This window comes from Pelotomaculum propionicicum (assembly GCF_004369225.1).
Taxonomy (GTDB): domain Bacteria; phylum Bacillota; class Desulfotomaculia; order Desulfotomaculales; family Pelotomaculaceae; genus Pelotomaculum_B; species Pelotomaculum_B propionicicum.
This window is the reverse complement of the sequence record NZ_QFFZ01000006.1, coordinates 129,323-142,327: the sequence shown is the minus strand read 5'-3', so window position 1 is coordinate 142,327 and position 13,005 is coordinate 129,323. Positions and strand designations below refer to the sequence as shown.

At 47.8% G+C, this 13,005-nt stretch carries 14 protein-coding genes and 1 riboswitch; all 14 genes read left to right on the top strand.

The window, feature by feature from the left end:
• The first annotated feature begins 150 nt into the window (after nt 1-150).
• Nucleotides 151-381 carry a hypothetical protein gene (locus Pmgp_RS04745; RefSeq protein WP_192902786.1) on the top strand — a complete coding sequence of 77 codons (231 nt, stop codon included), beginning with the start codon at nt 151-153 and terminating at the stop codon, nt 379-381.
• A gap of 135 nt (nt 382-516) precedes the next feature.
• Nucleotides 517-1,758, top strand: a complete 1,242-nt coding sequence (locus tag Pmgp_RS04740) for a competence/damage-inducible protein A (protein WP_134212823.1) — start codon at nt 517-519, stop codon at nt 1,756-1,758.
• A gap of 31 nt (nt 1,759-1,789) precedes the next feature.
• Nucleotides 1,790-3,379, top strand: coding sequence for a DEAD/DEAH box helicase (locus Pmgp_RS04735; RefSeq protein ID WP_134212831.1), 1,590 nt, complete (start codon nt 1,790-1,792; stop codon nt 3,377-3,379).
• A 223-nt stretch (nt 3,380-3,602) separates the two neighbouring features.
• Nucleotides 3,603-4,643 (top strand): recombinase RecA, encoded by a 1,041-nt coding sequence (recA, locus tag Pmgp_RS04730; protein ID WP_134212822.1) that lies wholly within the window; start codon nt 3,603-3,605, stop codon nt 4,641-4,643.
• Nucleotides 4,643-5,104 carry a regulatory protein RecX gene (locus Pmgp_RS04725; protein WP_134212821.1) on the top strand — a complete coding sequence of 154 codons (462 nt, stop codon included), beginning with the start codon at nt 4,643-4,645 and terminating at the stop codon, nt 5,102-5,104. The genes recA and Pmgp_RS04725 overlap by 1 nt, the downstream gene beginning before the upstream one ends.
• 289 nt (nt 5,105-5,393) lie before the next feature.
• Nucleotides 5,394-6,935, top strand: a complete 1,542-nt coding sequence (rny, locus tag Pmgp_RS04720) for a ribonuclease Y (protein WP_134212820.1) — start codon at nt 5,394-5,396, stop codon at nt 6,933-6,935.
• A gap of 208 nt (nt 6,936-7,143) precedes the next feature.
• On the top strand, nt 7,144-7,665 hold the full coding sequence (locus Pmgp_RS04715; RefSeq protein WP_134212819.1) for a hypothetical protein: 522 nt from the start codon (nt 7,144-7,146) through the stop codon (nt 7,663-7,665).
• Nucleotides 7,666-7,679: 14 nt separating this feature from the next.
• Nucleotides 7,680-8,459, top strand: coding sequence for a TIGR00282 family metallophosphoesterase (locus Pmgp_RS04710; RefSeq protein ID WP_134212818.1), 780 nt, complete (start codon nt 7,680-7,682; stop codon nt 8,457-8,459).
• 139 nt (nt 8,460-8,598) lie between these two features.
• Nucleotides 8,599-8,859 carry a stage V sporulation protein SpoVS gene (spoVS, locus tag Pmgp_RS04705; protein ID WP_134212817.1) on the top strand — a complete coding sequence of 87 codons (261 nt, stop codon included), beginning with the start codon at nt 8,599-8,601 and terminating at the stop codon, nt 8,857-8,859.
• A gap of 150 nt (nt 8,860-9,009) precedes the next feature.
• The gene (locus Pmgp_RS04700; RefSeq protein WP_134212816.1) at nt 9,010-9,834 is read left to right on the top strand and encodes a PHP domain-containing protein; all 825 of its coding nucleotides are present in this window, start codon (nt 9,010-9,012) and stop codon (nt 9,832-9,834) included.
• Nucleotides 9,835-10,016: 182 nt separating this feature from the next.
• A complete protein-coding gene (locus Pmgp_RS04695) occupies nt 10,017-11,183 on the top strand; it encodes an LL-diaminopimelate aminotransferase (protein ID WP_134212815.1) in 1,167 nt (388 codons plus the stop codon).
• Between the two features lie 90 nt (nt 11,184-11,273).
• On the top strand, nt 11,274-11,552 hold the full coding sequence (locus Pmgp_RS04690) for a translation initiation factor 2 (RefSeq protein ID WP_134212814.1): 279 nt from the start codon (nt 11,274-11,276) through the stop codon (nt 11,550-11,552).
• A 176-nt stretch (nt 11,553-11,728) separates the two neighbouring features.
• A complete protein-coding gene (locus Pmgp_RS04685) occupies nt 11,729-12,157 on the top strand; it encodes a DUF3842 family protein (protein WP_134212813.1) in 429 nt (142 codons plus the stop codon).
• 40 nt (nt 12,158-12,197) lie between these two features.
• A riboswitch (cobalamin riboswitch) is annotated at nt 12,198-12,353 on the top strand.
• A 113-nt stretch (nt 12,354-12,466) separates the two neighbouring features.
• Complete coding sequence (gene cobU, locus Pmgp_RS04680) at nt 12,467-12,997, top strand: bifunctional adenosylcobinamide kinase/adenosylcobinamide-phosphate guanylyltransferase (RefSeq protein ID WP_134212812.1); 531 nt, start codon at nt 12,467-12,469, stop codon at nt 12,995-12,997.
• Nucleotides 12,998-13,005: the final 8 nt, after the last annotated feature.

Genomic DNA, 13,005 nt, shown 5'->3' with positions numbered 1-13,005 from the left:
TATATAGGTATTATACTACAATACACAACAATATACAACACTAAAATCCAAAAATATTGACATTAAAATAGCCCGTAATATCGGGCTTAAAGAAATGTTTTCTAGTTATTTAGTTGCAAAACAACGGAGGCGCTGCGGGCCGCTGAAACCATGGTCCGCTCGGGCATGTCGAGACTGGGTGTGGTCTGCCCGGACACCCTGCCGCAGGACTTAAAACATCAAACCATCACTGAGATTGTCAAAGTCCAGGAAGAACAGGTAAAAAAACACGTTTCTGATTACCGGCACATATTTGATCAAATAGTAGAAGTTTTACTGGAGAAGGAAAAGGTTACCGGAGAACAGTTCCGGTCGCTTTTGAGCGAAAATCCGGTGCAATAACGGTAAAACACAGAAAGCCGCCGCGCCTCAGTCTGATTTTGACTGCCGCGGCGGCTTTCTTTTTGTATTTTGAGTCCCGAGCTTTTGTTTTGAGTAGTGGGTATGTTATAATTTAACACTGGGAAGTGATAGACAATGAAAGCGGAATTAATTTTCACCGGCTCTGAACTGCTGCTCGGCCAGATTTTAAACACCCACGCCCAATATCTTGGTGAGCGTCTGGCCGCCTTAGGTATTGAGGTGACACTGAATACAACGGTCGGTGATGACGCGGCATGTATGGCCCGGGTTTTGCAAGAGGCTGTGCGGCGCACAGAACTGATTATTATAACCGGCGGCCTGGGCCCGACCACAGATGATATCACCGCTGAAACTGTAGCCGCGGTTTTAGGTTTGCCGCTGGTGGCCGACCAGGACTCGCTGGTAAAAATAGAACAGCTTTTTGAAAAACGGGGCCAGAAAATGGCCAGGAGCAACTTGAAACAGGCTTATTTCCCAGCCGGTTCAAAAGTTCTGCCTAATAAAGTGGGTACCGCACCTGGCGCCATGATCGAAAAAGACAAGATCACGATCATTATGCTGCCCGGCCCGCCCCGTGAACTTACAGTTATGTTTGAAGAATCGGTCTTACCTTTTTTAGCGGCCAAAGCAGACCAGGGCGCTGCTATGAAATACAAGATTTTCAAACTTACCGGGATCTCCGAATCAGCTGTGCAGGATCTGCTCACGGATTTGGGCGGACAGGGCAATCCCGGCATAGCTTATATAGCCAAACCTGGTGAAATCCAGGTACGGCTGTCGGCCAGGGCAGAGGGTGGACGCCAGGCTGAGGAACTGTTGGCAGATCTGTCCCGGCGGGTAAAACCCCGCCTGGATAAATACATTTTCGCGTGTGATGATGAGGACCTGGAGGAAATTGTAGGCAAGCTCCTTCTGGCAAAAGGACTTTCCATCTCTGTCGCTGAGTCCTGCACCGGTGGTCTCGTTGCAGCCAGGCTGACCGACGTGCCCGGCAGTTCCGCCTATTTTAAAGGTGGAGTGGTATCTTACAGCAATGAGATGAAAAACAAAGTTCTTGGCGTGAGCGCATCTGTGCTGGAGCAGTTTGGGGCTGTCAGCAAGGAAACTGCCATGGCTATGGCCAGGGGTGTGCGTGAAAAAACATGCGCCGACATCGGTCTGGCAACTACCGGCATAGCAGGCCCCGGCGGAGGCACTCCCGCCAAGCCGACCGGTTTGGTATATGTGTCGCTGTCTTCTGTTGCCGGAACAATATTTCGTGAGTACCGTTTCCCCGGTTTCCGGCAGGCGGTAAGACAGGGGACCGTAAACAACGCTTTGCTCATGGTCAAACAGTACCTGACTGAAAACTGTTAATATATTAGATTTAAAAGGAGCACTATTTTTGATGACTACAATAAAAGACACTGTAAGCTTCGGTGAACTAAAAATCAGCAGGCGGGTGGCTCAGGCTCTTACGGATATGGGCTTTGAGGAACCCACCCCGATCCAGCAGCTTACAGTACCCTTTGTCCAGGAAGGCAGGGATCTGATCGGTCAGGCTCAGACAGGCACCGGTAAAACGGCAGCTTTTGGGATCCCGATTGTTGAACGGGTTAATACCCAGCAGGGTGTCCAGGCGCTGATCGTGACACCTACCAGGGAACTGGCGATCCAGGTCGCTGAAGAAATCTCGCGTATTGGCAAATACCGCCGGGTCCGGACTGTACCGATTTACGGCGGGCAGCCGATCGACCGCCAGATCAGGAGTTTAAGGCAGGGGGTACATGTAGTGATTGGCACCCCGGGGCGGCTGCTGGATCACCTGAACAGGAAGACCCTGCGGCTGGATAATGTTAAAATAGTTGTCCTGGATGAAGCTGACGAAATGCTGGATATGGGCTTTGTGGAGGATATCGAGTCGATCCTTCTTGCTGTGCCGCAGACCCGCCAAACCCTGCTTTTTTCCGCTACAATGCCTGAAGAGATTAAGCGCCTGTCCAGGAAGTACCTGAAAGATCCAGAATACATCACTGTAAGCAAGCACAATTTGACAGTCCCGCTGATCGAACAGGTTTATTACGAAACCCGCGAGCACACTAAGCTGGAGAGCCTGTGCCGCATCCTGGATTCGATCAGTGTTACCCTCTCCATTATCTTCTGCCGGACCAAGCGCGGTGTGGATGAGCTGGTGGCGGGCCTTCAGGCCAGGGGTTACCCGGCCGCGGCACTGCACGGCGACCTCAGCCAGTACCAGCGCAATCATGTGATGAGGCAGTTCAAGACCGGGCAGATCGATTACCTGGTGGCTACGGACGTGGCGGCGCGCGGCCTGGACATAGAAAATGTATCTCACGTTTTTAACTATGACATTCCACAGGACCCCGAGTTTTATATCCACAGAATCGGGCGTACCGGGCGCGCCGGCAAAAGCGGAGTGGCCGTCACACTGGTCAGCCCGCGTGATTATAGGCAGCTAAAGCTGATCGAAAACCTTACCAAAACCCGTATCCGCCGTGAAAAACTACCTTCTCAGGCGGATATCTACGAGCGTCAGAAAGAAGGTATCAGGGAGCGCCTGCAGCAGACACTCAGCAAGGGGAAATTGGCTTACTACCGTAATATTGTCGACTCACTGGTGGATGATTATGACCCTATGGATGTCGCCGCCGCGGCACTGAAGCTTTCCCTCGACCTGGACGAGGACAGGGAAGACCTGATCGTGGAATCTTTCGGCAACACCGGCGCCCGCCCGGGCATGGTCAGGCTGTTTATGACCATCGGCAGAAAGGACAATATCTCAACGGGAGATCTGGTGCGGTCTTTAGCCGAAGAGACCGGCCTGCCTGAGAATACAATCGGAGCTATAAACATTTATGAGAATTTCAGTTTTGTTGAGGTTCCTGAAGAATGGGCCAACCGCGTTATTTCCTGTCTGCACCGCCAGACCATCAGGGGGCGCAGGGTAAGTGTGGAACCCGCCCGGCTCAGACACTAACTCACAAAAAACAGGTTCTTTAGAACCTGTTTTTTCACAGAAGACAGGAGACAGAATTCAGAATACAGAATATTTATTAAGATCTTTTATTCTGACTCCTGACTCCTGAATTCTGAATTCTTTATTCTATTTTTTGTATTTTTTTATTGACATAACCCAGAAATAACCATATAATTATCACAGGAACCGAACAATTGTTCTTATAAAAAGGAGAGTGAACTCATTGTCGGACAAACAAAAAGCATTGGAATTAGCTCTTACTCAGATTGAACGGCAGTTTGGCAAAGGTTCGATTATGAAGCTCGGAGAGGCTTCCGCCAAAATGCACGTTGAGGTTATCCCAACCGGCACACTTGCCCTGGACATAGCACTGGGCGTAGGCGGTGTGCCGCGCGGCCGGGTAATTGAAATATTCGGCCCGGAATCTTCCGGCAAAACCACTGTAGCTCTCCATATTATTGCCGAGGCGCAGAAAACGGGCGGCACAGCAGCTTTTGTGGATGCCGAACACGCTCTGGATCCCGCCTATGCCAGGAACCTTGGAGTAGATATTGAAAACTTGCTGGTTTCACAGCCAGATACCGGTGAGCAGGCGTTGGAAATTGCCGAAGCCCTTGTGCGCAGCGGAGCCATCGATGTTATAGTGGTTGACAGCGTTGCCGCACTGGTGCCTCGTGCTGAGATAGAGGGGGAGATGGGCGACTCACATGTGGGGCTGCAGGCTCGGCTTATGTCACAGGCCCTGCGCAAACTCACGGGAGCGATCAGCAAGTCCAGGACCACTGTCGTTTTCATAAATCAAATCCGTGAAAAAGTTGGCGTTATGTACGGATCTCCCGAAACCACCACCGGCGGCCGAGCCCTCAAATTCTACGCTTCTATTCGGCTTGAGGTGCGCAAACAGGAGAATATCAAACAGGGTACGGAAATCACAGGCAGCCGCACGCGTGTTAAAGTTGTGAAAAATAAGGTGGCGCCGCCGTTCAAACAGGCGGACTTTGATATAATGTACGGCACTGGTATTTCCAAGGAGGGCAGCATACTTGATGTCGCCGCCGAGATGAACATTATTGTTAAGAGCGGCGCCTGGTATTCTTACGGTGACGACAGGCTGGGGCAGGGCAGGGAAAATGTGAAGGAGTATCTGAAAGAACATCCCGAGCTTACCCGGGAGATAGAATTAAAAGTCCGCCAGGCGCTGAATGTAGGCGGGGCAAAAGCTGAGCTTGATTTAAAAACAGCGGTTGAAAACGGTGCTTCCTAGTGGAGACTGAACTTGAGCGGGCTAAAACAGCCGCTTACAGGCTGCTGTCCTGCCGCCGTCGCACAAAGCATGAAATAGAGCAGCGCCTGGAGCAAAAAGGTTTTTCCAGGGATATAACCGTTCAGGTGTTAACAGTTTTGGCTGATTACGGCTATATCAACGACAGAGAGTTTGCCTGTTTCTGGATAGAACAGCGGCTGGCTAAAAAGGGATTCAGGCTGATAAAACAGGAATTGCTGGTCAAAGGTGTTGAAGCTGAGATCATCGGAGAATGTCTTGCTGCTGCCGGTGAGGAGGCTGAATACACCGCCGCCATGCAACAGGCATTGAAGAAAGTTGAGTCAAGCAGCGGTAATTACTCATTTACACGCCTGGCAGGATTTCTTGAACGCAGGGGCTTTTCGTATGACACAATAGGCCGGGTTTGCCGCGACATTAGTGGTAAAGCGGGTTTGGCTTGACAGCTTGCAAAAAAACCTGTACAATAAATGCTGGGAGAAAATAGAATTAGATACTACTTTGTACGGGTTTTATTATAGATAAAATCCAATAGTTTCGGGGATAGGAGTTTGGCAGGGGGATACTTGCCGGACTTTAAGATAGTGCCCGTTTTTAGGAACATCTTTCTTACCTTGATCTGGACAACTATATTAGTGGTATCAATTCGTTTTCTACCGAGTTTTACTCGGTGTTTTTTTTGTTATGAAAAAGATTTTTTGAATACGTGGGAATAAAGGAGGTGAAATATGTATGGATTTAAGCACTACTATTATTATTCTTATCATAGCCGTTTTGGCGGCTTTAGCTCTGGGATACTTCCTCAGAAAGTACCTGGCCGAAGCTAAAATAGCGTCAGCAGAGGCGGAAGCCAGGAAAATAACCGAAGAAGCTGAAAAAGAAGCGGAAGCTAAAAAAAGGGAAGCTGTCCTGGAAGCAAAAGAAGAAATATTAAAGCTTCGCAACGATATGGAAAGAGAGAACCGGGAGCGCAGGTCAGAACTGCAAAGGCTGGAACGACGACTGGTGCAAAAGGAAGAGACTCTGGACCGCAAAGTCGATTCAATTGAAAAGAAAGAAGAAACCCTAACCCGGAAGGAAGCCGATATAGACGCCACCAAGGCGCAGCTAACCGAACTCTACAATCGTCAGTTGGTAGAGTTGGAACGCATATCAGGCCTTACCTCCGATGATGCCAAACAAATTCTTCTTGCTGATATTGAGAAAGAGATCCAGCATGAAGCGGCAATGTTGATTAAAGATATTGAAAACAAAGCTAAAGAAGAAGGAGAAAAACGTGCCCGGGATATAATATCCCTGGCTATTCAGCGATGCGCCGCCGATCATGTGGCGGAGGCGACTGTAGCCGTAATACCACTGCCCAGCGATGAAATGAAAGGTCGTATAATTGGGCGTGAAGGCAGGAATATTAGAGCTTTTGAGACACTTACAGGGATAGATCTGATTATCGACGACACACCCGAAGCTGTTATCCTTTCGGGTTTTGACCCGATACGCAGGGAAGTGGCCAGAATAGCCCTGGAAAGGTTGATAGTTGACGGCAGGATTCACCCGGCCCGCATTGAAGAAATGGTAGAAAAGGCTCAAAAAGAAGTGGCCACTCAAATCAGGGAGGCTGGTGAGCAGGCTACCTTTGAGACCGGAGTGCACGGGCTGCACACGGAGATGGTAATTCTCCTGGGCAGGCTTAAGTTCCGTACCAGTTACGGACAAAATGTTTTGAAACACTCGATTGAAGTAGCTCACCTGGCTGGTTTGATGGCAGCTGAATTAGGCGCTGATATTCAGATGTCGAAGAGAGCTGGGCTGCTGCATGATATTGGCAAGTCAGTCGACCACGAGGTGGAAGGACCGCACGTAACTATCGGTGTGGATCTGGCCAAAAAGTACCGTGAAGCCAATGATGTTATTCACGCGATTGCTGCCCACCACGGTGACGAGGAGCCAAAAACCATTATTGCTGTTCTTGTGCAGGCGGCCGATGCTGTTTCCGCGGCCCGGCCAGGCGCCCGGCGGGAGACCCTGGAGGCCTATATTAAACGCCTGACTAAACTGGAAGATATCGCCAACTCATTTGAGGGTGTTGAAAAATCCTTTGCCATTCAAGCTGGACGGGAAGTCCGGATCATGGTCAAACCGGATAAAATTGACGACCTGGCTGCAGTACGCCTGGTAAGAGAAATTACCAAAAAAATCGAAAATGAACTGGACTACCCCGGTCAAATCAAGGTGGTTATTATACGTGAGACCAGGGTGGTAGAATATGCAAAATAAAAATACCTGATTTAAATAATAGGGTAACAAAGGGCGGGGACATTCCCTATATGGGAGGTGTCCCCTTTCCTATGTTATTTTATGGTGTCCAATTTCTTTTTGTAATGGAAGAATTTTTTATTCAGCCGCAATTCAAAAAAGCAGGAATAATGTATTGAAAACAGAATCACTATTTATTCGGGCAGGTTTGTAAGGAAGGTGACAGCATTTGGGGGTCCATTATAAAGGCAACAGGGATGATCTTACAGATAGTGTGGGCCTGTTGATTTCCATTCTGGTACGTTACCCTGAAGTAGCTACGGTCAACTTTGACCCGGGGCAGCATTTACTAAAGTTTACGTTTATATACTCACAGGTTTTGGGAAATAATGAGCTGGAATGCTTAAAAGAAAAAATCATGGACAGCATTGAAGCATACAATCTCCTGGAAGGTCATGAGACAAGGCTGGTAGCGATCAGCCACCAGGTGTGTGACAACCTGACCTTGATTGAGGTGCAAAGAGACGTGGGATCACTGGCTCAGGAAGAAATAACTTTAATAGTTGAGCTTTTCCACCAACATCTCAGCAAAAACCTGGTTACAGAAGAAAATGAACGCCTTATTGAGGAAGAATTGATCGCCCAGGAAGAAATGATCGAGCATATGCTTGAGAGTATGAAAAGTTCGAACGAGAACAAGTACCTGTTTGCCTTCCGTGAGGAGGGCAGGGTGCTGGTATTCAATAAATAACAGGAGGTAAGCTATTGCGCCTGCTTGCAATCGGTGATATAGTGGGGCGTTCCGGCCGCCGGGCGGTAAAAGTTAATTTAGGCGGCCTGAGAAGAGAACTTGGACTGGATTTGGTGATTGCTAACGGTGAAAACGCCGCTGGCGGCAAAGGGATAACCAAAGAGGTCGCCCAGGAGTTATTCGCATCAGGAATTGATGTGCTGACCATGGGCAACCACGTCTGGAATAAAAAAGAGTCTTTTGAATATATAAGCCGGGAAACCAGAATCGTAAGGCCAGCCAACTACCCGCCAGGCGTACCTGGGTCTGGTTCCGGTATTTATGTTACCCCGGGCAAAGTAAAAGTCGGGGTAATTAATTTGGCCGGTAGAGTTTTCCTGCCGGCCATTGATTGTCCCTTTCGCAAAGCTGACGAGATAATAGCCAGGATTAAAGAAAAGGCACAGGTCGTAATTGTCGATTTTCACGCTGAGGCTACTTCTGAGAAAGTAGCTATGGGCTGGTACCTTGATGGCCGGGTTACGGCGGTAGTAGGCACTCATACCCACGTGCAGACAGCGGATGAGCGCGTCCTGCCCGGCGGGACAGCTTATATAACCGATTTGGGTATGACCGGCCCAATAGATTCTGTGATAGGAGTAAAAAAGGAGATAATTATAGATAAATTTCTCACTCAAATCCCGCAGTACTTCGAGGTAGCCACGGGGCCGTTTCAATTCAACGGGGCGGTAATTGAGATAAATGAGGATACCGGTGAAGCTGTATCAATAGAACGGATCATCAATTACGAATAAAAGTTGTATGAATATTTAAAAATTATGATCATATTTTGATAATATTTGAAAGGAATTTTTTAACCACTAGCGAAATATATTTGTTTACAGGGAGTTCAGGAGTTAAAGTTTATACTGAGTAATAGAGGAGGTTTACACAGTGGAAGTATTAAAAGTTTCAGCAAAGTCCAATCCAAATTCTGTTGCTGGCGCCCTGGCAGGTGTACTTCGGGAACGTGGTTGCGCTGAGATGCAAGCAATTGGCGCTGGCGCCTTAAATCAAGCGGTAAAGGCAGTTGCAATTGCAAGAGGTTTTGTAGCGCCCAGCGGAGTTGACCTAATTTGTATTCCGGCTTTTACCGATATCATTATTGACGGTGAAGAGAGAACCGCGATTAAACTGATTGTCGAGCCACGGTAGAACATAAAATTTTTTATATAAATTTTGGAGTAAACCTGTTTATACTAGATAAACAGGTTTACTTGTTTAAAAGGCCAGGTAAAGAATTCTTTAAAGATAATAAGGCAGGTTTAATATAAAAAGTGTCGAAAAAATTTAAGGGTGAGATCAATGCCAGTTGATTTACATGTGCACACTACCGCGTCTGACGGTATTTTCAGTCCGACGGATATTGTTGAAATGGCGCAATCTATTGGTTTAGAAGCACTGGCAATAACCGACCATGATACTCTGGAAGGCATTGAGCCGGCACGTAGCGCAGGGCTGCAAAAAGGCGTTGAAATTATCGCCGGGATCGAACTTGGGTCCGAGCGACATGGCGAAGAAATACATATTCTGGGGTTGCTGATTGAACTGGATGATGAGAGTTTTCTGGCCAAACTCAAAATGCTGCGTGAAGACAGGATTAAGCGCATGGAAAAGATGGTCAATAAGCTGAGGGAGTTTAATTATCCCATAAATATGGACAACGTTATGGCAATAGCAGGACGGGGTTCAGTAGGCAGGCCTCACCTGGCGGAAGCTTTAGTTAAAGCCGGGGCTGTTTCAAGCATATCAGAAGCCTTTGACAGGTATATCGGCGCCGGCCGCCCGGCTTATGTGCCCAGGTATAAACTTGACCCGGCCGAGGCTGTTGATATAATCAGACGTGCCGGTGGGGTACCTGTACTTGCTCACCCCGGCCTGCTCAAATCGCTGGTTTTAATAGAGGAGTTGAAAGACGCGGGTCTGGCTGGACTGGAAGTCAGCCACCCCGCCCATTCCGCCGAACAGGTGCAGTATTACCGGGAGTTGGCCGGAAAACACAACCTGGTTGCCACAGGCGGCTCAGATTTCCACGGCCCCGGACACAAAGCCGGCGCCCAATTAGGTTTGGCAACGGTTTCTTATAGTGTAGTAGATGAGTTGAAGAAGAGAAAGACAAATATAAAATAAATTGACAGGATAAATGGTTTGAAAAGAATTCAGAATTCAGTAGTCAGTAGACAGAATAGTGTTTTGGATTTTTTATTCTGAATTCTGACTTCTGTGTACTCAGTTGTAAGAATCCTGTAAATCCTTATAATCCTGTAAATCCTGTCAAATTGTTTTTATATTGTAAACTAGGGAGTGAAACTATGAAAAAAGCTAGCAGGATGGGCAGTTTAGCATCCGGTATATTCAATGAGATGGAGGAAAGGAGAAAGAAAGTTGAAGCAAGGGGCGTAAAGGTGATCAACCTGGGCGTGGGCAGCCCGGACCTTCCACCGGCCCAGCATATTATAGAGTCTCTGAAAAAGTCTGTTGAAAACCCTCTGAATTACTCATACTCACTGGGAGGTATGCCCCGGCTTTACCAGGCTGTGGCCGGCTGGTACAAAAAACGTTTTAATGTAGAGCTGAACCCTGACAAAGAGATACTGGCTCTGATGGGTTCTCAGGACGGCCTGGCCCACCTGGCCATGGCATATATTGACCCGGGAGATTTGGCGCTCGTACCCGATCCAGGTTACCCAATATACAGTTTCAGCATACTTATGGCGCAGGGTGAAGTTTACCCGCTGCCTATTTTACAGAAAAATAACTTTTTGCCTGACCTGTCTGCAATTCCTGAAGAAATTGCTAAAAAAGCCAAAATGATGTGGCTGAACTATCCCAACAACCCGACAGCTGCTTCGGCCAACAGGGAATTTTTTGAAAGGGTTGTGGAGTTTGCTGTCAAGTATGACATTCTAATCTGCCACGATGTGGCATACGCGGAACTGGCCTATGACAATTTCAAACCAATGAGCTTTTTGGAAGTGGCTGGCGCTAAAGAGGTGGGAGTTGAGTTTTACTCACTTTCAAAAACTTATAACATGGCCGGCTGCAGGCTTGGCTTTGTGGTCGGCAACAGTGAAGTTATTGCCAACCTGGGATTAATCAAGTCAAATATTGATTACGGCGTGTTTTTCGCAGTACAGGAAGCCGGCATAGCAGCCCTCACAGGGCCGCAGGATTGTGTCACAGCAACAGCGCAGACTTACCAGAGACGGCGTGACGTGCTGGTGGACGGTTTCGCTGAAATTGGCTGGCAGATGCCAAAACCAAGCGCTTCCATGTTTATCTGGGCGCCTCTGCCCCCGGGCTTTTCTTCTTGCACCGCCTTTGTAACAGAATTATTGGAAAAAGCCGGTGTAATCGTCATACCGGGTATAGCTTTCGGCAATCAAGGAGAGGGATATGTAAGAATTGCCATGGTTGAGGATGAATCAGTCCTGGCCGAAACGGTAAACAGAGTGCGCAGCAGCTTCAAGTTTAAATAGTACAACCTGTAGGGGCGGCAGACACCCGTGTCTATTTGCCTCACCGCCGGCATATACTATAAGCGAGATGCCTGGTGAGGTGGTTTGGTTGTGAAGGATGCGATCGATATTCACTACCTGAGGGCAAGGGTGCAGGAGTTGGAAGAAAAAGTTGAGCAGCTGCGGCTTAGCCGAAGAGTGCTAATGAATTTGATTGAAAAAATAGAAAAAGATAAGACAGGTTTTTTAAGCCGGCTGGAAAAAGAAAACCGCAAGCTGCACCAGGACAATTATCGCTATGCTCAGTGGCTGTTGCATAAAAACCGACAGATCGTTGAGCTGGAGTCAAAATTACAGGATGATACTCCGCGCAATTCATCAAATAAATAATTTATCCACAATTTAATTCACAATATGGGAGCATCTGTTAATATTATTATATATTTACATATTTATTATTAAATCGACATGAGGCCTAAAAGGTCTTTTTTTTTGGCCATATATGGTATAATGCACTATGGAACAAGTTTAACTCAAATGATTTGCGCAGGGTCGGGCGGTGTGTAATGAAAATAGCTGTTATTGACGGCCAGGGCGGCGGTATAGGAAAGCATATTACCGAAAAAATACGCCGGGAATTCCCTGAGAATACTGAGCTGCTGGCTCTTGGTACTAATTCACTGGCTACTTCCGCTATGCTGCGTGCCGGCGCCAATGAGGGAGCGACCGGTGAAAATGCTGTTATTTACAATGCCTGGCGGGTTGATTATATCGTTGGTCCGGTCAGCATATTGTTTCCTAATGCCATGTTAGGTGAACTGACACCCAAAATGGCTGACGCAATCTCTTCAAGTCCCGCTGTTAAAGTACTCCTGCCTTTGAATAGGTCCAAAATCAATATCGTTGGCATTAAAAATGAGCCGCTGCCGCACTTAATCGAAGAACTGGTCAAAAGACTAAAAGAACTTACGGAAGTAAACAGAAATAAAAAGTAAGAACGATTAAAAAAGGATTATACTAACAGCTGGAGAATTAGTATTATAAAGTTCCACAGTCACCCAAAAACTTGGGTAAACAGGGGAATCAGGTGAAAAACCTGAGCGGTCCCGCCACTGTAACCGGCTGATGTGCTTGTTTTTGCGGCAGGCAGTAACCGGGAGCCAGAATACCTGCCTGTGGGTACCGGCCGAATGTCCTTCGCGGCAAAGGGGACGGCGGTTATACTGCCAGGAAATTTTACCCCGCGGCCTATTGGTGCGGGGATGCTTTTTATATTACAGGTGGTAGGAAAGTGATAATGAGATATGAAAGGTAAGCTCATACTGGTTTTAGGCGGCTCACGCAGCGGTAAGAGCGAATTTGCCGAAAAAATTGCGGGGAAACTGGGCGGCCGGGTTACCTACATTGCCACCGCCGCTGTAAACGACAGTGAAATGGCCGAAAGAGTCAGGCTGCACCGCACCAGGCGGCCAGAGCACTGGGTTACAGTAGAGGAAGAAAAGGATGTCGCCGGGGTAGTCAGAAAAGGTTGTGAAGGTGAAGTTTTTTTACTCGACTGTGTTACGGTCTGGCTGACTAACCTCATGTTAGACAGTGAACAGCAGGACTATATCATGGAAAAGGTTTACCAGTTAGCTGACTCAGTTGATAACGGCGCTAATTTGATCCTGGTTTCAAATGAAGTGGGACTGGGCCTTGTCCCGGAATACCCGCTGGGCAGGCTTTTTCGGGATCTGGCCGGTAAAGCCAACCAGGCGCTGGCCGCCAAAGCTGACCAGGTTTATTTTGTCGTGGCCGGCCTGCCTATGGAAATTAAGCCGGACAGAAATACGTGAAAGATAAA